This window comes from Aurantibrevibacter litoralis (assembly GCF_034651555.1).
GTDB classification, from domain to species: domain Bacteria; phylum Bacteroidota; class Bacteroidia; order Flavobacteriales; family Flavobacteriaceae; genus Aurantibrevibacter; species Aurantibrevibacter litoralis.
The window spans coordinates 30,074-54,785 of the sequence record NZ_JAYEEQ010000012.1 but is presented as its reverse complement, the minus strand read 5'-3'; the positions used below and the strand labels follow the sequence as shown (position 1 = coordinate 54,785).

Genomic DNA, 24,712 nt, shown 5'->3' with positions numbered 1-24,712 from the left:
AATGGGCATTACGTAAAAAGGTATTCCCACAAATATAACGAATGCTTTGGATTTTACTAAGGATCAAAAAAAAGGAAATAAGGCTCAAAATAGGGGTAAGTCTATATTCTCCAAGAGGGGACTGCATTAAGGCTAAAAGTCACCGTTCCATTCTTTATAAAACTGCTGTAGGTAATTTAGCATAAACTGGTGTCGTTCTTCAGCTAATTTTTTACCGGTACTTGTATTCATCTTGTCCTTTAAGAGCAGTAGTTTTTCATAAAAATGATTTATGGTAGGCGCGTTAGAATGTTGATACGCTTCTTTGGTCATTTTTAGGTTAGGTGCAATATCCGGATTATAAAGTTCTCGGTTCTTAAAGCCGCCATAATTAAAAGCTCTGGCAATGCCTATAGCACCTATGGCATCTAACCGATCGGCATCCTGTACCACCTGCAATTCTATAGAAGTAGTTTTTTCTGCATTGGGATCAAGACTCGTTTTAAAAGAACTATTTTCAATGATATATACCACTTGGTCTATTACTGAGGGCGCTACAGCAATCGACTCAAGAAATGCGCTAGCCCATTTTGGGCCTACCGTTTCGTCGCCGTCATGAAATTTGGCGTCGGCAATGTCGTGAAGTAATGCCCCAAGACCTACTACCAAGAGGTTCACTTTTTCGCCTCGGGCAATTAAAAGCGCATTGTTAAATACCCGTTGAATGTGAAACCAATCGTGCCCACCCTCAGCACCGCGTAAGGTCTCCTTTACAAAAAGGATGGTTGCCTCTATACATTCAGAATGTGTCATGCAAAAGAAGTTATACTAGCGATAATACGCTGTTTGGTTCTTTCAATTAAATCATCTGCATTACCCCTATTTTCTATGGGTTCATGTATTTCAAATGAAAGATGGTTTCCTAAACCATAGGGAAATTTGCCGTACCGCAACATCTTCCACGAATTATTTATAGTTATAGGTACAATTAAGGCAGAGGGCGCATTTTTCAGTAAAATCTTAAGCCCTGTTGGTTGAAAATTTTTGGGATGTCCCGTTCGGCTTCGGGTGCCTTCAGGAAAAATAACGGCACTTCGGTTATGGGTTTCTATATATTGACCCAGTTTGGTGATTTCTGCTACGGCCTGTTTACTGTCATTACGATCAATTAGCGCCGCACCACCGTGGCGCAAATTAAAAGAAACACTCGGAATGCCTTTGCCCAATTCTATCTTACTCACAAATTTAGGGTGATGTGCTCGTAAAAACCATATTAGTGGCGGAATATCGTGCATGCTTTGATGGTTGGCCACTATAATAAGCGGCCTGTTGGTAGGAAGGCTATGGGTATTGGTAAACGTATAACGGGTTCCTAAGATGTGGGTGCATCGCAGCAGTGTAGCATTGAGCAGGCTTACACTTCGCTTATGGGCATCGTACCCAAAAAATCGAAAGCAAATCCATTGTATAGGATGAAACACCAACAGCGTAAGTCCAAAAAAAAGGAAATATACCGCAGTAAGTGGGTATGAAAGTACTTTTTGCATGACACAAAAATAAAAAACCGTTCGTTTCGAACGGTTTTTAATACCTATTTTTAATGATGCGGAATCTTCTAAGGTTTAACAAAACTCATTATAAGCTTCCATAAGATTTTCGGCAATAATCTCCGCCGGGCGTCCTTCAATATGATGGCGTTCTATCATATGCACAAGTTCGCCGTCCTTAAACAAAGCCATACTCGGCGAAGAAGGAGGAAAGGGAACCATGAGATTTCTGGCTGCATTTACGGCTTCAATATCCATGCCGGCAAAAACAGTTACCAAATGATCGGGTTTCTTTTCGCTTTGAAGGCTTAACTTGGCTGCAGGTCGCGCATTCGCCGCTGCACAACCACAAACCGAATTTACCACTACTAAGGTAGTGCCATTTTTATGAATCGCTTGTTCTACAGCATCGGCTGTATATAATTCTTCAAAGCCGGCAGCGGTAAGATCTTGCCGCATCGGCTTTACTAATTCTGGAGGGTACATATTTACAAGATTTAAAATACATTCAAAGATAGGTATTTTGAGACACTTAATCCGCACACCTTAACTTTTCATTTGGCTTTTGATTCCTTTCGAAAATTATATCTTTGACAAAATTTTGAAATACGATGATTAAGTGGGTTGCAGCCATCCTTGGGTTTGTTGTGTTTAAATTTCCCGGTGCCATATTGGGATTTTTTGTGGGAAGCCTTATCGATAGCTTAGGAAACAAGAAAAGTGGCGGGAGTCTTTTTGGAGATGTGGGTCGTGCGCAAGTATCGCCCGCCGATTTTGAACTTCATCTTATTTCACTATGTTCTATTGTGATAAAGGCCGATGGCACCGTGAGTCAACGCGAAATGGACTACGTACAACGCTACTTTGTAAGTACCTATGGAAAGGAAAAGGCCAACGCTATTTTTAGAACTTTTAATGAAATAAATAAAAAAAAGGAGCTTTCTGTAGAGCGTATATGTGAAACGCTAAGGCAAAGAACCCGATACGAAGTACGGCTACAATTAGTACACTTTTTATTTGGAATTGCCCAGGCCGACGGCAGCGTAAGTGCCGCCGAAATTGATAAAATATACGATATTGCCCGCTTTTTACAACTGGGCCGACGCGATTTTGAAAGCATCCAGGCCATGTTCGTCAAATCGGTAGATAATGCCTATAAAATTTTAGAAATAGAAAAAGCGGCCACCAATGAGGAAGTAAAAAAGGCCTACCGCACCATGGCAAAAAAATACCACCCCGATAGGGTAAACACAGAAAATGAAGCCATAAAGAAAGGAGCCGAAGAAAAGTTTAAAGAAGTACAAAAGGCCTACGAGGAAATACAGCAAGAGCGTGGTATGGCCTAACTCTTGTATTACGAGGCCTAAAATAATAAGTGACGTATGGAAGATTTTTGGTTTTATGTACAGTTGGGTTTCCATCATGTATTAGATTTAGGAGCCTATGACCATATTTTATTTTTGGCTGCATTGGCTGCTCCATTTACCTTAAGCCGTTGGAAGCAGATACTGCTTTTAGCCACCATTTTTACCATAGCCCATTGTACTTCTCTGGCGCTTTCTGCTTTTGACACCCTTACTATAAATGTGGCACTCATAGAATTTCTTATTCCGGTAACCATTATGGCTACTGCTGTGTTTAACTTAGTCTACATCCGTAAAACAGCGCAAACCCATAGCATGAGTGTGTTGGGGGTATCTACCACTTTTTTTGGACTTATTCATGGTTTTGGTTTCTCAAATTATTTTAGAATGCTTATGGCAGAAGAAGACAGTAAGAGTATTCCCTTGTTGGCATTTGCTTCCGGAATAGAGCTTTCGCAAGTGCTTATTATAGGTGTTGTGTTGCTTTTGGCTTATGTTGTGCAATCATTTTTAAAGATACCTCGCACACTATTTGTAACCCTATGGTCTGTTTTAATCCTTGTAATTACAATACCGCTACTCATTAATACGTTTCCATGGTAAGGTTTCACTAAAAATTAACCATTTGGGGTTGTAGCGCAATGGCAAAGCCAGTATCTTAGCTTTTCATTATGGCATAGACAAAGCCATTATTTTTGTTTTCATTTCACCTTTACTTATAACGTTCCATGAACTGTTTCTATGAAAAAAAACAAACAGGAAAAATACGATAGAGCATATCTTCGGATGGCGAGCGAATGGGGAAAGCTATCCTATTGTAAAAGAAAGCAGGTAGGTGCTATTATTGTTAGAGATCGAATGATTATTTCCGATGGGTACAACGGAACGCCCACCGGTTTTGAAAACCACTGTGAGGACGAAGACGGTTATACCAAGTGGTATGTTTTACATGCTGAAGCCAATGCTATTTCCAAAGTGGCTTCGTCTACGCAATCTTGTGGTGGTGCCACGTTGTACCTTACTTTATCGCCCTGTAGAGAATGTAGCAAACTCATTCATCAATCTGGCATAAAACGTGTAGTATATCAAACGGCATATAAGGATGCTTCCGGACTCGAGTTCTTAACCAAGGCTGGCATAGCCTTGGTACACATGCCTCAAATAGATAGTGCCCTTTAACACAAGCCCTAATTCATGAACAAAAAATATTTTTACATCTGGCCCGCGCTTCTTGCAGCAGCACTTGCTCTAGGGGTTCTTGTTGGCGGAAAATTGAACTTTAGCGATTCGCCGGAAAAACTCTTTACAACCAATTCTAAGAAGGACAAACTCAATCGTCTTATCGATTACATCGATTACGAATATGTAGACGAGATCAATACCGATAGCATTGTAGATGTTACCGTGAACAATATTTTAGACAAATTAGACCCACATTCGGTCTATATTCCCAAACGAGAAATGACCAAAGTATCCGAAAATATGAAAGGAGACTTTGTGGGCATCGGTGTTAATTTTTATATGTATAAGGATACCATTTCGGTCATTAGAACCATTGAAAACGGCCCAAGTTTTTTAAAGGGTGTTAAGCCGGGAGATCGTATCTTGATGTCAGATTCCGATACCTTATTTGGCAAAAGATTACCCAATGAAAGTATCGTAGAAAAATTAAAAGGTAAAAAAGGATCTATTGTAGACCTCACAGTTTACAGAAAACAAACCAACGAAACCTTTACAGTACCCATAAAAAGAGATGTTATTCCCATAAAAAGTGTAGATGCCTATTTTATGCTAACCCACGACATGGGCTATATTAAAGTAAATCGATTTGCCGAATCTACCTTTAAGGAATTTAGCGAGGCACTAAGAAAATTAAAACAGAAGGGTGCCACCAAATTAGCCTTAGATCTTAGGGATAATCCCGGCGGGTATCTGGGCGTTGCAGAGCAGATGGCCGATGAGTTTTTGGCCGATGGCAAACTCATTTTGTTTACCAAAAACAAAAAAGGAGATGTAGATAAAATTTACGCGTCTAAAAAGGGCGATTTTGAGGGTAAACCTGTGTATGTGCTTATTAACGAACGATCCGCTTCAGCTAGCGAAATCATAGCCGGTGCCCTACAAGATAACGATATAGGCACTATTGTGGGCAGGCGATCCTTTGGTAAAGGCCTAGTGCAAAGAGAAATGGATTTGGGCGACGGCTCCGCAGTACGCCTTACCGTATCTCGCTATTACACGCCTACAGGCCGATCTATACAACGATCATACGAAAACGGAAACAGAGATTATTACCAACAATTTTCTCAAAGACTCCAAAACGGAGAGTTACAATCGGTAGACAGCATTAAAGTGGCCGACTCCCTTAAGTATACTACACCAAATGGTAAAGTAGTGTACGGAGGCGGAGGCATCATCCCCGATGTGTTTGTCCCCATTGGCAACAACGAGGCCGAAGCCATAGAGAGCATGGACAATTTGGGTTATTTGTCCTATTTTGTTTTCGGGTACTTAGATACACACCGAGCGGCCTATTCCGAATACAGTCGCGATGAATTTTTAAATGACTATAGGGTAGATGATATTCTTTTTGAAAACTTCATCGATTATTTTATAGAAAGAAACGTAAAAATAGATTTTTACGCATACGAGGATAAAATAAAATTATTTATTAAAGCCGCTTTAGCCGAACAACTGTATGATGCCAATACCGCTGCCGAAATTAAAAGTGATGAAGACAGTATGCTTCAAACTGTTCTGCGGTTAGCAGCCCCGGAAATAGCACCCCCAATGAAAAGCAACTAGTATAAAGGCTAGCGCTTGTCCATGCGGTTCTTTATTTTTTTGGAAGTCATAAAAATAAGCAACAACACAATGGCACACAGTGCAGCAAAAATACCAATAAGGGCAATAATGCTATTCCCCTCCAAAGGCGTATTAAAATCAATTAATGTGGTATTGTAGGCAATTAATAAAAGTGCAATTACAATGATACCAAAATAGGGGATGTTTTTTTTCATGTCTTTTATTTTAAAAATACCTGTGAGAACTTCACAAAAACAGTTGATTTATATTGGTAGCAAATAACTTCACCGCAATAGCCAATAAAATGACCCCGAAAACTTTTCGGATAATACCAATACCGGCTTTGCCCAAAACCTTTTCAATTCTTTTGGAGGATTTAAGTACAAGATACACAAAGATGATATTTATGATAATGGCAACAATAATATTGGCCACATGATACTCCGCCCGTAGCGACAACAAGGCAGTCATGGTGCCGGCTCCGGCAATTAATGGGAATGCAATGGGTACAATGGAAGCACTTTCGGGTTCATCATCTTTATACAAGGTAATGCCCAAGATCATTTCTAGAGCAAGAAAAAAGAGAATAAAAGAACCTGCTACAGCAAAAGAATTGACATCAATACCAATTAAATTGAGAATTTCTTCACCCACAAACAAAAAGGCAATCATTATACAGGCCGAAACAATCGATGCTTTTTCAGATTGTATATGACCCACTTTAGTGCGCAGATTTATAATAATAGGAATACTCCCTACAATATCGATAACGGCAAAAAGAATCATGCTGGCCGTTGCAATTTCCCTAAAATTAAAATTGATTTCCAAGCGTATAAAATTTATGCAAATTTACATTTAAAAAGAAGGTTTTCTTTATTCAAACTAAAATTTAATGAGGATGCCTTTTGAAAAAAGTATCTTTGTTCCCTAATCTAGAGCTATGTTCGAACTTGGAAAAACTATCGTTTCTGAAGAAATCCTTGAAAAAGATTTTGTGTGCAACCTAACCGCCTGTAAAGGTGCATGTTGTATAGACGGCAATGCCGGAGCGCCCCTGGAAGAAAAGGAGACCGAAATACTGGTAGCTATCTACGCTAAAGTAAAACCCTTTTTACGACCCGAAGGCATAGCCGCTATTGAGGAACAAGGCGCATTTATAAAAGGCGACGATGGGGAATGGGAAACGCCGTTGGTGCACGGTAGTGAGTGCGCGTATGTGGTTTTTTCCGAAACAGGGGTGGCCAAATGTGGCTTGGAGGAAGCTTATAACAATGGCGCTACAAAATGGAAAAAGCCGGTTTCTTGCCATTTATATCCTATTAGAGTACAACAATATTCGGCGTTTACTGCCGTAAATTACCACAAATGGCAGATTTGCGATGCCGCTTGCAGCTTGGGTGCCTCACTTGAAGTACCTGTATATCGCTTTGTAAAAGATGCCCTAATTCGGAAATTTGGGAAAAAATGGTATGCCGATCTGGAGTTGGTTGCTTCCGCTCATGCTAAAAGGTAGGGATGTGCAATAGCACTGTGGTTCCGGAGGGTACTTGGTGGTCGTCAAAATTGTCCATAATCGCTACCTGAAACGAATTTTGAAAATCTTTTGAAAAATTGGCCAATCGTTCTTTGGTGATGTCAATACCCATCGATTTTCGTTTTAGCACCTTGCCTTCTTTAATCTTCTCTGCACAAGCCCTTCCAATACCGTTATCGGTTATTGCAATGGTGATAAATCCGTTTTTACTTCGGTATATATGGAGCTCTATTTTTTTTTCTCCTTCTTTAGACGAAAGTCCGTGCCATAAAGCATTCTCCAAAAAGGGCTGCAAAATAAGGGACGGAATCTTTATTTGGTGCACCTGAATATCGTCATCTACAGCGACGTTAAAATTTATTTCATTATTGAACCGAATATTTTCAATATTCATATATAAGGTTACGGTTTCTAATTCCTCTGCCAAAGGTATTTCACGCATCGAGGACGCCTCTAGAATCTTACGTACCAATTTAGAGAACTTGTTTAGGTAGTGTACCGCATTTTTCTGTTCATTATTGATGATATACAGTTTTATGGAATTTAAAGAATTAAACAGAAAATGAGGATTCATTTGGCTTCGCAACATGGTTTGTTCCAAGGTGAGTAATTTTTTTTCATTCCCTAATTGTGCTTGGCGATAAAGGATGTAAAGAATAAATCCAACCAAACAAAGGGCAAGACCTGCCACGAGGAAGGTATTTTGGTTTCGGCGTAGTTTAAGTTTCACTATTTCGTTTTCCTTGGCTAAAACCGCAATCTGATTGTTTTTTTTTTCGGAATCGTACCGGATAATCATATCGTTAACATACCGCAGATTGCGATCGTTACTAATAGATTGATTTATTTTTATTGATTCTCGGTAATAATCCAATGCTTCTTTATAGGCATTTTGTTCGGAAGCCAAATTGGAAAGTAAGCTATACGCCTCGGAAATAAACGTGGGCAAGTTGTATTTTTTTGCGAGTGCCAGACCTGCTTCAAGTTCTTTGTCGGCTTCAGAAAAACGCCCTAGACGCATGAGCACCCAACCTAAATTAATTTGAACCGCAGCGGCAATTTGCATATCGCCCAATAGTTCGGCAGATAGCAAGGCGGGTTCTAGAATCTCCAAGGCATCTTCCAGCTTATTTTGTTTAATATACACTTTGGCGATACTATTCTTGCAAATAATCTTTCCCTTATCAGAATTAATTTCTTCGTTATAGGCCAATGAAATACGGTAATTCTCAAGAGCATCTTCCAAAAGTCCCTTCGCTTCAAAACATTCTCCTACATTTTGGTGGTTTATGGCCAAGCCCAAGGTATTACCAAGTTCTTCTTCCAATTTCATGGATTTTGTGAACTGTGCAATCGCTAAATCGTATTGCTCTAGGGTTTGGTATATATTACCAATACTGTTAAGTGCTACATTAATGCTTCTTTTAATGCCTTCGGTAGGGTTTTCTACAGATTCGGCAAGCTCCAATGCTTCCTGACTATAATCTAATGCTATTTTGATAGCATCACTTCTCCGATACACCACACCCAACATATTGAGGCTAAACACCCGGAATTCGACATTGTCCGCTTCAATGGCAATTTCCAAGGCCTGTCTGTGAAGTGCTCCGGCCTTGGCATACTGTGAAATATCCCGATATTTGGTTCCCATCTGATTCAGTGCATAGGCCTGCCCCGCCCTATAGCTTCTTTCGGCCGAGATTTCGTTAAAATAGCGCATGTAGATGGTGTCTCTACGAACCGCTCTACAGACCGCATCAATTTCCATATAGGTGTTTGGTGCAGCGGCAATAAGGCTGTCTACTCTGCTTTTAAATAGGGATGAAACTTCTTGAGAAGTGCCCTGAAACACACTTAAAAGGCATAAAAGAAATAGGCTGTTCCTTATCCCTCTTGCCGTTGCATGTATCCCGTTTTTTGTGTTTAGAAATTTCATGAACCGTGGTTATAGCAGGTCTAGAAAATCAGATTTTTTCTGTCGAGATACCGGTATTTTATGGTTGGTTTGCAACACGACGTATCCATCTGTTTTTAGAAATTCCTTTACTTTGTTAATGTTGATAATGTATGAATTGTGAATCCTAAAAAATATATCTGGTGGAAGAAGTTCATTAACTTCTTTCAATTTTTTTGTCAGCACCATTTTTTGCCCATCTGCTAAAAACAGCGTACTATAATTTCCGTCCGATTCTACATAAAGAATGTCATCACTGCTTAGAAAAACAAGTTTGCCGTCTGTATTTATGGTGATTCTCTTTTGTACCGAGGTAAAATTTAAGTTCATCAGTACCTTCTCTAACTTGTCGGCTGTAAAGTTTTTAGCGTTAAATTTTCTAATTTTAACAATGGTGTCATGCAAATCATCCGAATCAATGGGTTTCAATAAATAATCTATGGCTTCATTTTTTATGGCTTTAATGGCGTATTGATTATACGCTGTAGTGATGATCACCGGAAATGCCTTATTTTTCAGTTTTTGTATAAACTGAAACCCATCCATAGTGGGCATTTCAATATCTAGAAATAGACAATCGGGAGTGTGAATTTCCAAATACTGCAAAGCCTCGAGAGGATCTGTAAAAGAAGCGATCACCTTTATTTCGTCACTAAAATTGGTGAGCTCCCACGAAAGACTTTGTAGTGCTTTTAGTTCATCATCAACAAGTACGGCTTCTAACATAGTCTTTTGTGTTTTTATGCGCTTCATGGGTGTTATCAAAATATCTGTATTACGCTTAAGGTTATGTAAAAGCCCAGTGCCGTAATACATTCCACTATCAAATCTCCTTTTCCTCTGGTGGTATAACAAGGCTACACTAGCCTATGTTGCTAACCTTAAAATACACGCATCCTAAGTTCTCGTGCAGTAGGCTTTACTAGAATACATAGGTATGGTTTCAGAATTAAAATTACAAGAGAAAAATTAAATAAAAATAGAATGAAAGACAAAGGTTTACCCTTAAAAATGTGCCGATGGAATCGTTTGGCGTATGGGTGGCATAAATGCAGCCCTGTTTAGGGGTTTGGCGTCTCTTTTTTACGTCACTATAAGAGAGATATAGCACTATTTTAATGCCCTGTTTAGGGAAACCCATGTGCAGTAGAATTGCGTCTAGGTGGTCGTACCATTCATACAACATACAGCACCAACTATACAAAAGCCAATTTGAAAGGATTTTTTTTACACTATTTTCGGTGCGCAAATGTGGAAAAACTCCGTATTTGTATAAATAACCTAAACCCATGAAAAAGTGTTTTACATTTTTCGTACTTCTACTCTTGACCTTGTGGTTCGCCGTATTTTCAGAAAAACATCTGCAACCTCCATCAGACAATAGCCGATGGACGGGAGATTTTTCTAAAGTAAATGACAAAACCCTTAGAGCTACATTGCAAGTGAACGCCACTAAGGATAGTAGTGTAAAATATAGAGGTGCCAAATGAAACATGATCTGGCTATAGCTCCCTTTCTACAGAATAGGTTTCAATTATTTTTTTGGGCTATTGTCCCTTTTATCTTTGTCTCCGGTGGTGTAGCAACAAATGCCGATGGGCCTTCCAAGAGCCGCTATACCCTAAAAGCGACAGGCGATTTCTCCAACGAGTTGTCTGGAATCGTTGATTTTGAAACTTTTTTGGAAAAAGGCGTAAGTGGAGCTGTATTTACCACAGTAAAATTAAATTTTAAATATCCGCATGACACCCAACGAAATGCATTGGAGTTTTTAATATCAAAACCCTATAACGAAATTAAAATTTCACCCGGATCATATGGTATTGCTAAGGATATTAACGGATTCTTAAATTGTTTTGACGGCGCATTCGGTTTTGCGAATATCAATGAATTTGGAGAGGTGCCATTTTTTACTACTAAAGGAAGGATTACCCTTAAGCAGGTGAGTTCTGATGATCTTAGCGGTAAGATAGCAGTATATCTTAAAAATGCAGCAGGAAAGACAATTTATGTTTCGGGTAATTTTGATGCCAATAAGAGATAGGGCATGAAATTAGCAGTATGAAAGCCCAAAATGGGTATACATAGGAATGGAAAACTTATAAACCGCTAGGGTATGGCTTTGTAGCATAGCACGGCAGACCTTACTTAATTATCGCATATTGGAGATTCTCTACTTTTACAGTCCGGGAATTTGTGAAGGCCTAAGGTTTCGGGGGAACTACCTTAGGCCTAGCCTCCAAAGATGAATTCATTTTTTCCATCGATAAGACAGTGCCTCTGAGGCCATGCAGTAGTATGGAAAACCACCACTAAACATCATTTAATTTCGTTCTTTTTATAAACCAAAGAGTATGTTGTTTTTATACTTTTTGGTTTAAAGTGTTCGTCCATAATTACTCTAAATTTAATATCCTTGTACAAACATAACAAACACCGCTTGCCAGACTACATTTCAACATAACGTGTTAAAAACTTTGTAATTAAAAAGGCCTGCGCCCTTTAGAAATCCACTTCATTTTTCAATCTTTGTTAACCCCTAGAGCAAGGTACAATTACCTTATTTACAAAACCAAAAAATACAATTAATAAGATGGCTGCAGCAATAGAACCCATATTGGCCGAGAACAGTGACCGATTCGTTATTTTTCCTATAAAACACCATGACCTTTGGGAATGGTATAAGAAATGTGAGGCGTGTTTTTGGACAGCAGAAGAAATAGACCTACACCAAGATCTTACCGATTGGAATAACAAACTCAATGCAGAAGAGCAGTATTTTATAAAACACATTTTGGCATTCTTTGCCGCTTCTGATGGGATAGTAAATGAAAATTTAGCCGAAAATTTTGTGAGCGAAGTGCAATATGCCGAAGCTAAGTTCTTTTACGGATTTCAAATCATGATGGAGAATATTCACTCTGAAACCTATTCGCTTTTGATAGACACTTATGTAAAAGATGAAAAGGAGAAAGCAATTTTATTTAATGCGATAGAAAATTTTCCCGCCATTAAGAAAAAGGCAGATTGGGCATTAAAGTGGATAGAATCTCCCAGCTTTGCAGAACGCTTAATTGCCTTTGCTGCCGTAGAAGGCATCTTCTTTTCCGGGGCGTTCTGTTCCATATTTTGGTTAAAGAAACGAGGCTTAATGCCTGGGTTAACATTTTCTAACGAACTTATATCAAGAGATGAAGGCATGCATTGTGATTACGCCGTGCATTTGCACAACCATCATTTAATAAACAAAGTACCCAAACAACGCATTACCGACATCTTAGTAGATGCGTTAAATATAGAAAGGGAATTTATAACAGAATCCCTTCCTGTTAGTTTAATCGGAATGAACGCCAAACTCATGACGCAGTATTTGGAGTTTGTTACAGACAGGCTTTTGGTAGAATTAGGATGCGCTCGTGTGTATAATGCAACCAACCCATTTGATTTTATGGATATGATCTCTTTACAGGGCAAAACCAACTTCTTCGAAAAAAGAGTTTCAGAATATCAGAAAGCAGGAGTGCTAAACAAAGATAAAGATCAGGATGCCCAGAAGATTAGTTTTGACGCCGATTTTTAAGCCAAGCGCATAGCATCCCTTTAAAATAACGCTTTAAATACTTCCTTAAAACAGAAGTATGTTGTAGTAAATGAACCAGTTTTAGCCAACCATCCCATCATTAAAAAAATTGTAACCTTATGTTTGTAGTTAAAAGAGATGGCCGCAAAGAGCCAATGATGTTCGACAAGATAACCGCTAGAGTACGCAAGTTATGTTACGGACTAAATGAACTTGTAGATCCTGTAAAAGTCGCTGTTAGAGTTATAGAGGGTTTGTATGACAATGTGACCACCTCTGAACTCGATAATTTAGCAGCTGAAATTGCGGCTACGATGACTACGCACCATCCTGATTACGCCAAGTTAGCCGCGCGTATTTCCGTGTCTAACCTGCACAAAAACACCAAAAAATCCTTTTCGGATACGATGACGGATTTATATGAGTACATTAATCCCAGAACCGGAAAAAAAGCTCCCTTACTTTCGGATGAAGTGTATCAGGTAATTAAAGATAATGCCGAACAATTAGACTCAACCATCATTTATAACCGCGATTTTGGATACGATTATTTTGGTTTTAAAACCTTGGAAAGATCCTATCTCTTAAAACTCAACGGAAAGATTGTAGAACGCCCCCAGCACATGTTGATGCGGGTAGCAATTGGCATTCATCTGAACGATTTAGAGGCGGCAGTAGAAACGTATGAGTTGATGTCTAAAAAATATTTTACACATGCCACTCCAACGCTTTTTAACTCGGGCACGCCAAAACCGCAAATGTCGTCTTGCTTTCTCTTGGCCATGAAAGACGATAGTATCGATGGTATTTACGACACCTTAAAACAAACTGCAAAAATTTCCCAATCTGCCGGAGGTATTGGTTTATCTATACACAACGTACGAGCCACCGGATCCTATATTGCAGGCACTAATGGCACCTCAAACGGTATTGTTCCCATGTTACAAGTATTTAACGACACAGCCAGATATGTAGATCAGGGCGGCGGAAAACGAAAGGGTAGTTTTGCCATTTATGTAGAACCATGGCATGCCGATATCTATGATTTTTTGGATTTAAAAAAGAATCATGGCAAAGAAGAATTGCGGGCCAGAGATTTGTTCTATGCCATGTGGATTCCCGATTTATTCATGAAACGCGTAGAAGCTAACGAGGACTGGACACTTATGTGTCCTAACGAATGCCCAGAGCTTTTCAATAATCACAGTGAAGCGTTTGAAGCACTTTACATGGGGTATGAAGCCCAAAACAAGGGTCGCAAAACGGTAAAAGCAAGAGAACTTTGGGAAAAAATATTGGAATCTCAAATTGAAACAGGCACACCTTATATGCTATATAAAGATGCGGCCAATAGGAAGAGTAACCAACGAAATTTGGGCACCATTCGCTCCTCAAATTTATGTACCGAGATTATAGAATACACGGCACCGGATGAAGTAGCGGTCTGTAATTTAGCCTCTATTGCGCTACCCATGTTTATTAAGAATGGGGAGTTTGATCATAAAGAATTATTTAAAGTAACCAAAAGGGTTACCAAAAACCTGAATCGGGTTATAGATCGCAATTATTACCCCGTAGTAGAAGCCGAAAATTCTAATTTAAGACATCGACCCATTGGCTTAGGCGTACAAGGCTTGGCCGATGCATTTATTTTACTCAGGTTACCATTTACCTCCGATGAAGCCAAAAAACTGAATCAGGATATTTTTGAAACATTGTATTATGGGGCAGTAACCGCATCAATGGAATTGGCGAAAGAAGAAGGCACCTATTCCTCGTATGAAGGTTCTCCCATTTCCAAAGGAGAATTTCAACACAACCTTTGGGGTGTTAAAGATGAAGACCTTTCCGGTCGATGGGATTGGGATAAATTGCGAAAAGACGTAAGCAAACATGGGGTTCGCAACTCCTTATTAGTGGCACCGATGCCCACCGCATCTACGTCTCAAATTTTAGGCAATAATGAATGTTTTGAACCCTACACTTCTAATATATATACGCGCCGTGTCCTATCCGGAGAATTTATTGTGGTTAACAAACATTTGCTTGAAGATTTAGTGCGCTTAGGTCTTTGGAATGAAAAAATGAAGCAAGATTTAATGCGAGCCAATGGCTCTGTACAGCATATAGATACTATTCCTTTAGAAATTAAGGAACTTTATAAGACCGTCTGGGAATTGAGCATGAAGGATATTATTGACATGTCTAGACAACGGGGTTATTTCATTGATCAGAGTCAGTCGTTGAATCTTTTTATGGAAAATGCAAACTACTCCAAACTTACGTCCATGCACTTTTATGCCTGGAAAAGTGGCCTTAAAACGGGCATGTATTACCTGAGGACAAAAGCAGCCGTAGATGCCATTAAATTTACATTAGACAATAGAAAAACAGAAAAGGAACTCCCCGAGGAGTTGGTTGTAGCTCCTGTGATTACCGATAAACGTGAAGCTGTTGCCATTGAAGTAAAAGCCACTAACGTAGAAAGTAAGCCTCTTGACATAGAACCCCTCTCGGCTGAAGAGATGAAACAATTAATTGCGCAATCTAAAGAAGGACAGGCCGATGATGATTGTTTAATGTGCGGTTCGTAATGGCGTAGTACAATTTTTGTAGTGTTTATTATTCTATAGTTCCTCCGGCAAAATCATATCTCATAATGGATTTTGCCGGATTTCTTATTTTTTTCATCGCAACCAAAATATTTTTTAAAGCCGACTATCCCGAGACCCTTCCAACAGGAATAGGGTGGGCAGGCCATAGCGTATCTTTTCAATAAATGCCATACTAAGTGTATCGAAATGCACAGCGCGGGTTTCTCCGGTTTTATTTTGACCAACTCCATACATCGCATTTTTAACCTTTGGGCCTAAAAACGAAATTCTGTGTTTTACCTCACCGTTATATTTTAAACGTAAGCATTATATTTTCTCCTAGCACACGGCTCAAACTTTGGGCTATTAATAACATTTGGAAACATTTAATGCATCATATTAATTTATAAATATGCATCTGAACCACTTGGTTGATTGTTCGCATCTTATTTGGCTGCCAACTACAATTCCGAGCGCGCGATCAAACTGACATCTTTCAGATGGATCAGCCTTAGTGTATTGCATGCATGCATAAGGATTTGCTTCGAAGCATTCTGAAATGATATACCCTACTGGTAATATACATCGAGAAATACGGTCAGAAATACATTAAAATGGGGAGGTGTAGCACACTAAAGAACAACAAGAATCCATACAAAATTGCACAACTCAAATTTAAGGCATCAAAATGGTGTACCCCTTACTTTTTAAAATAGGGTCGTAACACTGAAGCACAAATAAATAGCGCTGTGTAGATAAATAATATGGTAAAATAGTGATCCATTATGTGTACCTTCTGTTAAATACGTAATAAAGGGTAAAAAAAGTTGTTGCCTACTATAAAAAATTGGCGATTCCTGTGTCTCACACTACAAACCCACATATGTTCCCCATATAAATACGGTAGGTTTTTCCCATCTAGTGTCTTAAAGACAACATAAAGTACCTAAGAGCAACCTAAGGCTTCCTCAAGGGATTGGACGATACGCAGCCCTAAAAACTTTCTAAACGGAACGTTAAATAGGTAGGGATTCTTTTTTGTCGGGTAGTCGATCGTTTATAAATGCATTTTTCCGAAATGGTAGTTTTAAAGAAAACCATTTTGCAAACGGTCGGTATGTTTTCCGTTGATAGAGCGCAAAGGCTACTTTACCTCCTATCATGAGAACCACATAAAAAATTAGTATGTAATATGCATCCATATATAGAATAACGTATAAGAAAGTTTTTTCTTACATAAATGACAACAATTCTTCGGAATTCCGTTAAAAAAAGAAAAAAGTCAACATTTTATGGCAACACAGAATGCCAAAAAACGGCTAGGAAGTGCACCCAAAAAAAACCCTCCTTTCGGGCAACCCCTTGGTATTTGTTATACTTCAATCTAAAAAAACCCCGACCCTTGGGTCGGGGTTTCCTATTTATCGCTCCTATGGAGAGGCCGGAACTGCCTTTTTGCAGTTCCGGGTGAGGAAAAATACAAAATTTCTGTTTTTGACTCAAAGGCTCAAATGAAACTGGCGAAACCCGTACTGAGCACAGTAGAAGTATACCCCTATGGCTTGCCTCGGGGATAGTCGGTTTCAAGAATTTTTTTATTTACGGGAATGACGCAGGCTGAATACGTATTTTTTAGTAAAACTCAAACTCCGGAAGATTTAGAAAAACGTGGTAGCTTCCAAAACTTGTAGAAGATAATCTAAACCCTATTACAACTGCACACGTAACCCGCGACGGTAAGAAAACATTGTCTTTAATAAGCTAAGGCTTACAAAAAGGCATCCACTTTTTTATAGGCATCGATCACGGCCTGTTCTCCCACCTTGCCCGATTTTGAATTGCCGTGTTCCATACCCAGAATACCCTTAAACTCCTTGTCATGGATAAATTTGAAAATAGTTTGATAGTTAATCTCACCAGTAGTAGGCTCATTCCGTCCCGGATTATCTCCAATTTGGATATACGCTATTTCGGGCCATGTAAGTTCCATATGGCGTACTAAATGTCCCTCATTTTTTTGCATATGGTAAATGTCATATAAAATTTTACATGAAGGACTGTTCACCGCTTTGCAAAGCATATAGGTTTGATCCGAAGTCTGAAGGTACAAATCCGGTGAGTCTGATAGGGGCTCGAGCACCATTACGAGTCCGTGCGGTTCTAAAATCTCAGCACCCCTTCTCAGGGCTTCAATCACATGACCATCCTGTACTCCCAGCGGAAGGTTTCGCTCATAGCCCCCCGGTACCACGGTCATCCATTTGGCATTGACCCGCTTGGCCACTTCCACCGCTTTTCGGCATCCATCTAAAAAAATGGCGACATGCTCAGGTTTTCCGGCAGCTAGGGTATTGGCCATATTGCCCCCCTTATCAATTACAAAAACCCCCATAGTCATGTTTCGCTTGGCAAGGGTCTCTCCTATTTTAGTCTGAAGGGCTGTATCCCGTGCCATCATCCCATTGTCTTCGAGTGCGGTAAAGCCTTGATCGGCCATGAAATTGAGCTGGTCAATCACATTATCGCCGGCATGATGTTTAAACATGCCAAAATGTGGGGCATACTTTAGATTAAACGTATGTGAGGCACCTGAATTTTTAACATCTCCTGCAAATGACAAAGCACTTCCCAGCGATATTGCACCGCCGGAAAGTGCCGTTTTCTGTATAAAACTACGTCGCTTCATCCCAGAGACCATGCTTTGCCTGCTGTAAGCTCCTGAAGATCTCCACAGGCTACAAATTCGCCCGGTACGGGTAAATAAGCCAGAACTTCTTCACCCACAAATTCCGACGTTTTATAGCCCCAAATGGCTAATTTTCTCAGGTCATTGGCGAAGGCAAATTGCGAAACCACATCATTTAATTGAGCCGATTCGCCATTTTTAACCGCCTTGTTATAGGTGTTGATTGTTTCTAGGTAGACTTTTTCATCTTCCTTGGTGACCTTTAGGGTAGCCGCCAGTACCGGTTCTAAATCAGCAACTTCTAAATCTGCCACTTTTGTTTTTCCTGAATCCTTTAGGGCTTTTTCTACAAATTTAGAAGTAGATAAACGCAATAAGTCTTGTTGATTTTGGTCTAAGACTTCATTTGCAAAACGATCTATAAAGAGGTGTACTTGTAGCTCTGAGGCGGCTGGAGTATCCGTTTTTGGCAATATAATATCTACTAAATGCGTTAGCATGGCACCTTCTTCTTGAGAGAAAAAATCGGGGGTCCATTCCAACACTTTTTCATTTTTACAACTTTGTACAAGTCCTATAATTGTGGGGGTAGCCACGATGTAGCCTAGCGACAGCCCCATGTTTTTTAATGCAATTCTTCTTTCCATTATATATTTCCTTTTTTAAGTTCTTGGGCAGCGTGTGCTGCGGCTCTTGCTGTAAAAGCCATATAGGTTAAAGATGGGTTTACACAACTTGCTGAGGTCATAAAAGCCCCATCGGTAACATACACATTAGGTACGGCGTGTATTTGGTTGTTTCCATTTAAAACCGAAGTCTTCGGATCTCGTCCCATGCGTGCCGTACCCATTTCATGAATTCCTAAACCTAATCCGGTTGGTCCATCATGGCCTTTCACATCTTTAAAACCAGCCTTTTCTAACATATCTACAGCAGATTCTTGCATGTCTTTGCGCATGTTGAATTCATTTTCCTGTAAATCTGCATCAAAAGTAACTGTGGGTAGCCCCCAGCCATCAAGTTTGTCGTAATCTAAAGTCATTCGGTTATCTTCATAAGGCAACACCTCGCCAAAACCGCCTATGCCCATAGTCCATCCGCCTGGTTTTAGGATAGCCTCTTTAAGGTTCTTGCCATAGGACAGCTCTGCCACCGTATCTTCCCAATCGCCTCTACTGGCACCTCCTTGGTAACCAAATCCTCGTTTGTAGTCCTTTCTGTCTGTTGCGCCACCCAAATTTCTAAATCGAGGGATATATACTCCATTGGGCCTTCTTCCCTTGTAATATTTATCGTCAAATCCTTCAAATTTACCAGAAGCACCTACACCTAAATGATGGTCCATAATATTTCGCCCTAACTGGTCCGAATCGTTCCCCATCCCATTAGGGAAACGGTCAGATTTCGATTGCATTAGTATCGAAGTGGATGCAATGGCCGAAGCACATAAAAAGATTACCTTGGCTTTAAACTCAAAGGTTTCTTTAGTAACACGATCTATAACCTTTACTCCTGTAGCTTTTTTTGTGTTGGGATCGTACATCACTTCATGAACGATAGAATCGGGTCTCAAGGTCATGTTGCCTGTGGCTTCAGCTGCGGGCAATGTAGAAGACAAGCTACTAAAATAAGCGCCGAAAGGACAGCCGCGAATACAGCGGTTTCTATATTGGCATTTGGAACGCCCATCAAAATTTTTGGTACCGGTAATATGAGCTACCCTTCCTACGGTAACCGGGCGACCATCAAAACTTTCCTGTACTTTCCCCTTAAAATGATCTTCTACACAATTTAACTCCATTGCGGGCAAAAAATTACTATCCGGCAAGTACGGTAGGTTTAAAGCCTCTCCACTAACACCAATAAAGTCTTCTACCTTGGCATACCATGGGGCAATATCCTTATAACGTACCGGCCAATCTACCGCAATGCGATCTTTGAGGTTGGCCTGAAAATCAACATCACTCCAACGGTAACTTTGACGCCCCCATTGTAAGGAACGACCCCCAACGTGATACCCGCGCATCCAATCAAACCGACGTATTTCGTTATAAGGGTGCTCCAAATCATTCACAAACCACATTTTACTGGCGGCATTTGTGGTGTACCCCGTTCTGTGTTGTTTTTCCTGCTTTGCAATATCCTCTTGGGTGGGTTGTCCTCCATTGGGAAAATCCCAAGGATCCAAATTGGCAGTTTCATAATCTTCAATATGCTTCACCATCCGGCCTCTTTCTAAGACCAGAGTTTTCAATCCTTTTTCGCATAATTCTTTAGCAGCCATGCCGCCGCTAATACCCGTTCCTACAACTATAGCATCATAGGAATCTTGTTCTTCATTGTAATAAAATTTAGCCATGTATTGATTTGTTTATTCTATAAATTTATTAAATATAAAATTAATTTTTTACATTTAAACACTATAAATACTATTAAAGTCATACGAAAACGTTATCGCTATTAGTATATGTTTAAAAACCAGCACAAAACCATTTATGCAACGAAGAAAATTTATTACCCACAGCTCACAATTAGGAATAGCCGTTTCCCTCATGGGGCTTTATGCATGTAAGGTAACCAAGAAGCACGAAAGCGAATTGGTCGCTCCTTCGGAAACCGACATGGTAAAAGAACCCTTTTTTAAGCTATCACTAGCGCAGTGGTCTATTCACAATATGATTTGGGAAGGTCGCGATCCCTACACCTTTGCCGAGTTGGCCAAAAACTGGGGTTTTTCCGGCTTAGAATATGTGAGTCAGTTATACGACAAGGAATTAGAACCTTTAGGGTATTCTGAAGAAGCTATGGCTGCATTTGTAGAAAAGTCGAACGCAGAGGCCAAAAAACACGGATTACAAAATGTGCTGATTATGATTGATGGCCAAGGTGATTTGGCAACCGTAGACACCAAAGAGCGAAATAAGGCGGTAGAAAATCATTACAAATGGGTAGATGCCGCTGCCAAAATGGGATGCCATGCCATTCGCGTAAATTTATCCGGGAGTAATGTACCGGACGAATGGAAAGCAAGTGCTGTAGACGGTCTAACCCAATTGGCTACCTATGCAAAAGATAAGCAGATCAATATAACTGTAGAAAATCACGGCGGATTGTCTTCAAATGCCGAAATGCTGGCCGCCGTTATGGATGCTGTTGGCATGGACAATTGTGGTACCTTGCCCGATTTTGGTAATTTTTGTATCCGCAGAAACGATCCGGCAGATTGGGCTTCTGGTTGTGCCGAAAAATATGATATTTACAAGGGGGTAAAAGAACTGATGGTTCACGCCAAGGCCGTTAGTGCCAAAAGTCACGACTTTGACGCCGAGGGCAACGAGACCGAAATTGATTATGTGAAAATGCTCCAAATTGTAAAAGACGCAGGTTATACCGGATATATAGGCGTAGAATACGAGGGTAGTGACTTGGATGAAGAAGCCGGTATTTTGGCTACAAAAAACCTTATGTTGAAAGCAGCAGCGGCCTTAAGCTAACAAGCACATTGCTAAGAAAGCGCTTAGAGGCTATTAAATCAAAAGAAAACTCCAAAGGATATCAACTAAGCCAGATAAATGGCTTCCGATTTTTTGTACAGATGAAACTATTTTTTAATCAGCTATTTGATTACAACTTTTATTGCAACAAGCAACTTATTGAAGCGTGTACAGGGCTTGTCTCGGTACCCGAAAAAAGTGCCTTACTTTTTAATCATATTCTTAACGCCCATCATATTTGGAATAGTCGCATATTAAAAAAAAAAGCGATTATAGCACCTTTCAAATGCACGCTACTAAAGATTGGGCCGATATTCATTACGAAAACCAACGCTGTTCTTTTGACATCGTTACCCATGCCGATAATTTTGAACAGCGGATTGATTATGAAAATCTGGAAGGTCGTCTTTTTACAAACACCCTTCAGGATATGTTATTTCATATCATTAACCATTCTACCTACCATAGGGGGCAAATAGCAGCCGATTTTAGAATGAACAACATACCTCCTCTGGTTTTAGACTACACCCTGTATAAGAGATAAGCAAGCAAATATTCCTATGAATACTAAAATACGCTTTCAACTTTCCTTGATGATGTTTTTGGAGTTTTTTATCTGGGGCGGTTGGTTCGTTACCCTGGGCACTTTTTTAAGCAATAACATTAAAGCGAACGACGGAGAAATTGCGATGGCCTTCTCTACCCAATCTTGGGGGGCTATCATCGCTCCTTTTGTTATTGGGCTAATCGCCGATCGGTATTTTAATGCCGAACGGATATTAGGAGTGCTGCATCTTTTAGGTGCCGGACTTTTATATTTGATGTACACAACTACCCAATTTGACCTTTTCTATCCCTATGTTTTAGGATACATGATTTTGTACATGCCAACTCTGGCTTTGGTAAATTCTATTTCTTTCAATCAAATGAAGGATCCTGCCAAGGAATTTTCCTTTGTACGGGTTTTTGGTACCACGGGGTGGATTGTGGCCGGACTTGTTATAAGTTATGCCTTTCAATGGGATTCCGATATTGGTATTCGGAAAGGTTTGCTTAAAAATACATTTTTGATGACCGCAATAGCTTCGGGTCTTTTAGGGGTTTTCAGTTTTACCTTACCCAAAACACCTCCAAGAGCAGACCAAACGAAAAAGGTTTCTTTGGCAGAAATTTTAGGTTTAGATGCCTTAAAGTTACTAAAAGATCAAAATTTTTTAATCTTCTTTATCGCATCAATCCTAATCTGTATTCCCTTGGCCTTTTATTATCAAAATGCCAATCCATTTTTGGTAGAAGTTGGCTTGCAGAACCCAACTGCCAAAATGACCATTGGGCAAGGTTCCGAAATTGTTTTTATGCTGCTATTACCCTATTTTTTCACCAAATTTGGTTTCAAAAACACCATTTTAATTGCCATGCTAGCCTGGACCATAAGATATGTGCTTTTTGCATTTGGCAATACCGGAGAACTTACCTTTATGCTCATCATTGGGATTGCCCTTCACGGAATTTGTTATGATTTTTTCTTTGTCTCGGGGCAAATTTATACCGATAGTAAGGCCGGATCTAAATATAAGAGCGCCGCTCAGGGATTAATCACCTTGGCAACCTACGGTGTAGGAATGTTGATCGGTTTTTGGGTAGCCGGTCGCATTGCAGATATATATCTCAATCAAGACGGCACCCATACATGGCAAAATATCTGGTTATTTCCTGCCGTTTTTGCCTTACTGGTCCTGCTTTACTTTGCCCTATTTTTCAAAAAGGAAAAAATAGCCTATAAAGCTTAGCAATTTTATATAAATTTGAAAGTGCTATGATCCTTATGATTATGGTGCTACATCATGATAAAACAGTAAATTTTTAAATCAAAATAGAAATAACAATGAGTAAAAAAATCAGATTAGGAATTCTTGGAGGCGGTGGAGATTCCCTTATTGGAGTGCTGCACCGTGTTGCGTCGCACATTAATGATAATTATCAGATTACCGGAGCGGTTTTTAATCCGGACTTTGAGGCTAATTTGGCATTTGCCAAAGAGATTGATGTGCCCACAGATCGGATTTATAAAGATTTTGATACCTTCATTACCGAAGAAATGAAGCTCCCCAAAGAGGAACGCATACAGGTGTGTTCCGTATTAACGCCTAATTTTCTACATTTTCCCATGGCAAAAACGCTTTTGGAAAACGGCTTTCATGTGATTTGCGAAAAACCAATGACCACTACTTTAGAAGAAGCCAAAATTTTACAAGAAGCCCATAAAAAAGCAGGTACTGTATTTGCCTTAACCCATACCTATACCGGATACCCCATGGTACGCCAAATGCGCGAGATGATCAAGGCCGGAGCGCTAGGAAAAATACATAAGGTAGATGCCAGATACTATCAGGGATGGTTAAACCCGGTGATTCACGATGCTGAAAAAAGAGCTTCTGTGTGGCGTTTAGATCCGAAAAAGGCAGGGATAAGTTCTTGTATGGGCGATATTGGCGTGCATGCTTTTAATCTTATTGAATATACCACGGGCTTGCAAATACAATCGCTTCTGGCCGATTTTAATGTAATGTATGATGGCAACCAGATGGACTTGGATGGCACCGTACTCCTTCGGGTATCCGATTATGTTAAAGGTGTTATTCGAAGCAGTCAGGTGGCTACCGGAGAAGAAAATGGCTTGGCGATTTCCATATATGGTGAAAAAGCGGCCTTTCGATGGGAACAAGAACGCCCTAACTTTTTGTACAAACTAAGCGATACCGAACCCACACAAGTATATAAACCGGGGCATGGGTATAATAGTGCATTGTCTCTTGGAGGCACCAAATTACCTCCCGGACATCCCGAAGGCATTTTCGACTCTATGGCCAATATCTATTTGGGTGCAGCAAGAGCCATTCGCGGAGAGAACTATAACGACGGTGAGTTCCCGACCATGACCGATGGCGTTCGCGGTATGAATTTTATTGAAGCTACGGTGGCCTCCCATAGAAATGGGAATGTATGGGTAGCTATGGAATAGCACATCATTAATCCAAAAGCTAAAAAAGAGCATCTGTTAAAGGTGCTCTTTTTTTGTGTTTAAAGGATCGCTACAATACCGCATCTGCCTGTTTCAAAACGGTTTATGTAAGTGGAGTGCATAAAGAAGGCCTACTTGATACATTTGCTGACC

Annotated in this window: 23 protein-coding genes; 13 read left to right on the top strand and 10 right to left on the bottom strand. The window is 39.9% G+C overall.

Translation table 11 applies throughout. The annotated features are described in order from the left end of the window. Nucleotides 1–132: 132 nt before the first annotated feature. The 3 genes from U1E44_RS10955 to U1E44_RS10945 form a co-directional block, all read right to left on the bottom strand. A complete protein-coding gene (locus tag U1E44_RS10955; RefSeq protein WP_322931129.1) occupies nucleotides 133–792 on the bottom strand; it encodes an HD domain-containing protein in 660 nt (219 codons plus the stop codon). Continuing rightward, on the bottom strand, nucleotides 789–1,526 hold the full coding sequence (locus U1E44_RS10950; RefSeq protein WP_322931128.1) for a lysophospholipid acyltransferase family protein: 738 nt from the start codon (nucleotides 1,524–1,526) through the stop codon (nucleotides 789–791). Before U1E44_RS10950 ends, U1E44_RS10955 begins: the two co-directional genes overlap by 4 nt. A gap of 75 nt (nucleotides 1,527–1,601) precedes the next feature. Then, nucleotides 1,602–2,012 (bottom strand): BrxA/BrxB family bacilliredoxin, encoded by a 411-nt coding sequence (locus U1E44_RS10945; RefSeq protein WP_322931127.1) that lies wholly within the window; start codon nucleotides 2,010–2,012, stop codon nucleotides 1,602–1,604. A 125-nt stretch (nucleotides 2,013–2,137) separates the two neighbouring features. On the opposite strand from U1E44_RS10945, the gene U1E44_RS10940 reads away from it, so the two are divergent. From U1E44_RS10940 to U1E44_RS10925, 4 genes are all read left to right on the top strand, one after another. Further along, complete coding sequence (locus U1E44_RS10940; protein ID WP_322931126.1) at nucleotides 2,138–2,872, top strand: TerB family tellurite resistance protein; 735 nt, start codon at nucleotides 2,138–2,140, stop codon at nucleotides 2,870–2,872. Nucleotides 2,873–2,908: 36 nt separating this feature from the next. Next, complete coding sequence (locus U1E44_RS10935; protein ID WP_322931125.1) at nucleotides 2,909–3,493, top strand: HupE/UreJ family protein; 585 nt, start codon at nucleotides 2,909–2,911, stop codon at nucleotides 3,491–3,493. Between the two features lie 138 nt (nucleotides 3,494–3,631). Beyond that, a complete protein-coding gene (locus U1E44_RS10930) occupies nucleotides 3,632–4,069 on the top strand; it encodes a deoxycytidylate deaminase (protein ID WP_322931124.1) in 438 nt (145 codons plus the stop codon). Nucleotides 4,070–4,084: 15 nt separating this feature from the next. Further along, entirely contained in the window at nucleotides 4,085–5,695 is a 1,611-nt protein-coding gene (locus U1E44_RS10925; protein WP_322931123.1) for a S41 family peptidase, read from the top strand. Nucleotides 5,696–5,703: 8 nt separating this feature from the next. Here the strand turns inward: U1E44_RS10925 and U1E44_RS10920 are convergent, their stop codons facing one another. After that, on the bottom strand, nucleotides 5,704–5,910 hold the full coding sequence (locus tag U1E44_RS10920; RefSeq protein ID WP_322931122.1) for a hypothetical protein: 207 nt from the start codon (nucleotides 5,908–5,910) through the stop codon (nucleotides 5,704–5,706). Between the two features lie 31 nt (nucleotides 5,911–5,941). Then, nucleotides 5,942–6,517: a MarC family protein gene (locus tag U1E44_RS10915; RefSeq protein WP_323673885.1), complete on the bottom strand. Its 576-nt coding sequence runs from the start codon at nucleotides 6,515–6,517 to the stop codon at nucleotides 5,942–5,944. 118 nt (nucleotides 6,518–6,635) lie between these two features. Here U1E44_RS10915 and U1E44_RS10910 point away from each other — a divergent pair, with 118 nt between their 5' ends. Next, complete coding sequence (locus tag U1E44_RS10910) at nucleotides 6,636–7,208, top strand: DUF3109 family protein (RefSeq protein WP_322931120.1); 573 nt, start codon at nucleotides 6,636–6,638, stop codon at nucleotides 7,206–7,208. Here the strand turns inward: U1E44_RS10910 and U1E44_RS10905 are convergent. Together U1E44_RS10905 and U1E44_RS10900 are read right to left on the bottom strand one after the other, a co-directional pair. Next, on the bottom strand, nucleotides 7,198–9,165 hold the full coding sequence (locus U1E44_RS10905) for a tetratricopeptide repeat-containing sensor histidine kinase (RefSeq protein ID WP_322931119.1): 1,968 nt from the start codon (nucleotides 9,163–9,165) through the stop codon (nucleotides 7,198–7,200). The genes U1E44_RS10910 and U1E44_RS10905 overlap by 11 nt on opposite strands. A 9-nt stretch (nucleotides 9,166–9,174) precedes the next feature. After that, complete coding sequence (locus U1E44_RS10900) at nucleotides 9,175–9,909, bottom strand: LytR/AlgR family response regulator transcription factor (RefSeq protein WP_322931118.1); 735 nt, start codon at nucleotides 9,907–9,909, stop codon at nucleotides 9,175–9,177. Between the two features lie 563 nt (nucleotides 9,910–10,472). Between U1E44_RS10900 and U1E44_RS10895 the strand changes: the two genes are divergently transcribed. The 4 genes from U1E44_RS10895 to U1E44_RS10880 all read left to right on the top strand — a co-directional run bounded on the left by U1E44_RS10895 (nucleotide 10,473) and on the right by U1E44_RS10880 (nucleotide 15,357). Further along, nucleotides 10,473–10,673, top strand: a complete 201-nt coding sequence (locus U1E44_RS10895) for a hypothetical protein (protein WP_322931117.1) — start codon at nucleotides 10,473–10,475, stop codon at nucleotides 10,671–10,673. Next, nucleotides 10,670–11,227: a hypothetical protein gene (locus U1E44_RS10890; RefSeq protein ID WP_322931116.1), complete on the top strand. Its 558-nt coding sequence runs from the start codon at nucleotides 10,670–10,672 to the stop codon at nucleotides 11,225–11,227. The genes U1E44_RS10895 and U1E44_RS10890 overlap by 4 nt, the downstream gene beginning before the upstream one ends. Nucleotides 11,228–11,776: 549 nt before the next feature. Beyond that, nucleotides 11,777–12,763 carry a ribonucleotide-diphosphate reductase subunit beta gene (locus U1E44_RS10885; RefSeq protein ID WP_322931115.1) on the top strand — a complete coding sequence of 329 codons (987 nt, stop codon included), beginning with the start codon at nucleotides 11,777–11,779 and terminating at the stop codon, nucleotides 12,761–12,763. A gap of 119 nt (nucleotides 12,764–12,882) precedes the next feature. Next, nucleotides 12,883–15,357 (top strand): ribonucleoside-diphosphate reductase subunit alpha, encoded by a 2,475-nt coding sequence (locus tag U1E44_RS10880; RefSeq protein ID WP_322931114.1) that lies wholly within the window; start codon nucleotides 12,883–12,885, stop codon nucleotides 15,355–15,357. 1,768 nt (nucleotides 15,358–17,125) lie between these two features. Here U1E44_RS10880 and U1E44_RS10875 read toward each other — a convergent pair. Genes U1E44_RS10875 through U1E44_RS10865 form a run of 3 tightly spaced genes read right to left on the bottom strand, consistent with a single transcriptional unit; the run spans nucleotide 17,126 to nucleotide 20,402 of the window. Further along, nucleotides 17,126–18,043, bottom strand: a complete 918-nt coding sequence (locus tag U1E44_RS10875) for a hydroxypyruvate isomerase family protein (protein WP_322931113.1) — start codon at nucleotides 18,041–18,043, stop codon at nucleotides 17,126–17,128. Further along, nucleotides 18,040–18,690 carry a gluconate 2-dehydrogenase subunit 3 family protein gene (locus U1E44_RS10870; protein ID WP_322931112.1) on the bottom strand — a complete coding sequence of 217 codons (651 nt, stop codon included), beginning with the start codon at nucleotides 18,688–18,690 and terminating at the stop codon, nucleotides 18,040–18,042. Before U1E44_RS10870 ends, U1E44_RS10875 begins: the two co-directional genes overlap by 4 nt. Continuing rightward, nucleotides 18,690–20,402, bottom strand: a complete 1,713-nt coding sequence (locus U1E44_RS10865) for a GMC family oxidoreductase (RefSeq protein WP_322931111.1) — start codon at nucleotides 20,400–20,402, stop codon at nucleotides 18,690–18,692. Before U1E44_RS10865 ends, U1E44_RS10870 begins: the two co-directional genes overlap by 1 nt. Before the next feature lie 136 nt (nucleotides 20,403–20,538). On the opposite strand from U1E44_RS10865, the gene U1E44_RS10860 reads away from it, so the two are divergent. From U1E44_RS10860 to U1E44_RS10845, 4 genes are all read left to right on the top strand, one after another. Then, a complete protein-coding gene (locus tag U1E44_RS10860; RefSeq protein ID WP_322931110.1) occupies nucleotides 20,539–21,537 on the top strand; it encodes a sugar phosphate isomerase/epimerase family protein in 999 nt (332 codons plus the stop codon). Nucleotides 21,538–21,823: 286 nt separating this feature from the next. After that, a complete protein-coding gene (locus tag U1E44_RS10855) occupies nucleotides 21,824–22,081 on the top strand; it encodes a DinB family protein (protein WP_322931109.1) in 258 nt (85 codons plus the stop codon). Between the two features lie 16 nt (nucleotides 22,082–22,097). Further along, nucleotides 22,098–23,327: a nucleoside permease gene (locus tag U1E44_RS10850; protein WP_322931108.1), complete on the top strand. Its 1,230-nt coding sequence runs from the start codon at nucleotides 22,098–22,100 to the stop codon at nucleotides 23,325–23,327. A 95-nt stretch (nucleotides 23,328–23,422) separates the two neighbouring features. Further along, nucleotides 23,423–24,559, top strand: coding sequence for a Gfo/Idh/MocA family protein (locus U1E44_RS10845; RefSeq protein WP_322931107.1), 1,137 nt, complete (start codon nucleotides 23,423–23,425; stop codon nucleotides 24,557–24,559). Nucleotides 24,560–24,712: the final 153 nt, after the last annotated feature.

Coding starts and splice junctions, on each gene's coding strand:
- U1E44_RS10955 (WP_322931129.1), bottom strand. CDS start 792: ATGACACATTCTGAATGTATAGAGGCAACCATCCTTTTTGTAAAGGAG.
- U1E44_RS10950 (WP_322931128.1), bottom strand. CDS start 1,526: ATGCAAAAAGTACTTTCATACCCACTTACTGCGGTATATTTCCTTTTT.
- U1E44_RS10945 (WP_322931127.1), bottom strand. CDS start 2,012: ATGTACCCTCCAGAATTAGTAAAGCCGATGCGGCAAGATCTTACCGCT.
- U1E44_RS10940 (WP_322931126.1), top strand. CDS start 2,138: ATGATTAAGTGGGTTGCAGCCATCCTTGGGTTTGTTGTGTTTAAATTT.
- U1E44_RS10935 (WP_322931125.1), top strand. CDS start 2,909: ATGGAAGATTTTTGGTTTTATGTACAGTTGGGTTTCCATCATGTATTA.
- U1E44_RS10930 (WP_322931124.1), top strand. CDS start 3,632: ATGAAAAAAAACAAACAGGAAAAATACGATAGAGCATATCTTCGGATG.
- U1E44_RS10925 (WP_322931123.1), top strand. CDS start 4,085: ATGAACAAAAAATATTTTTACATCTGGCCCGCGCTTCTTGCAGCAGCA.
- U1E44_RS10920 (WP_322931122.1), bottom strand. CDS start 5,910: ATGAAAAAAAACATCCCCTATTTTGGTATCATTGTAATTGCACTTTTA.
- U1E44_RS10910 (WP_322931120.1), top strand. CDS start 6,636: ATGTTCGAACTTGGAAAAACTATCGTTTCTGAAGAAATCCTTGAAAAA.
- U1E44_RS10905 (WP_322931119.1), bottom strand. CDS start 9,165: ATGAAATTTCTAAACACAAAAAACGGGATACATGCAACGGCAAGAGGG.
- U1E44_RS10900 (WP_322931118.1), bottom strand. CDS start 9,909: ATGTTAGAAGCCGTACTTGTTGATGATGAACTAAAAGCACTACAAAGT.
- U1E44_RS10895 (WP_322931117.1), top strand. CDS start 10,473: ATGAAAAAGTGTTTTACATTTTTCGTACTTCTACTCTTGACCTTGTGG.
- U1E44_RS10890 (WP_322931116.1), top strand. CDS start 10,670: ATGAAACATGATCTGGCTATAGCTCCCTTTCTACAGAATAGGTTTCAA.
- U1E44_RS10885 (WP_322931115.1), top strand. CDS start 11,777: ATGGCTGCAGCAATAGAACCCATATTGGCCGAGAACAGTGACCGATTC.
- U1E44_RS10880 (WP_322931114.1), top strand. CDS start 12,883: ATGTTTGTAGTTAAAAGAGATGGCCGCAAAGAGCCAATGATGTTCGAC.
- U1E44_RS10875 (WP_322931113.1), bottom strand. CDS start 18,043: ATGAAGCGACGTAGTTTTATACAGAAAACGGCACTTTCCGGCGGTGCA.
- U1E44_RS10870 (WP_322931112.1), bottom strand. CDS start 18,690: ATGGAAAGAAGAATTGCATTAAAAAACATGGGGCTGTCGCTAGGCTAC.
- U1E44_RS10865 (WP_322931111.1), bottom strand. CDS start 20,402: ATGGCTAAATTTTATTACAATGAAGAACAAGATTCCTATGATGCTATA.
- U1E44_RS10860 (WP_322931110.1), top strand. CDS start 20,539: ATGCAACGAAGAAAATTTATTACCCACAGCTCACAATTAGGAATAGCC.
- U1E44_RS10855 (WP_322931109.1), top strand. CDS start 21,824: ATGCACGCTACTAAAGATTGGGCCGATATTCATTACGAAAACCAACGC.
- U1E44_RS10850 (WP_322931108.1), top strand. CDS start 22,098: ATGAATACTAAAATACGCTTTCAACTTTCCTTGATGATGTTTTTGGAG.
- U1E44_RS10845 (WP_322931107.1), top strand. CDS start 23,423: ATGAGTAAAAAAATCAGATTAGGAATTCTTGGAGGCGGTGGAGATTCC.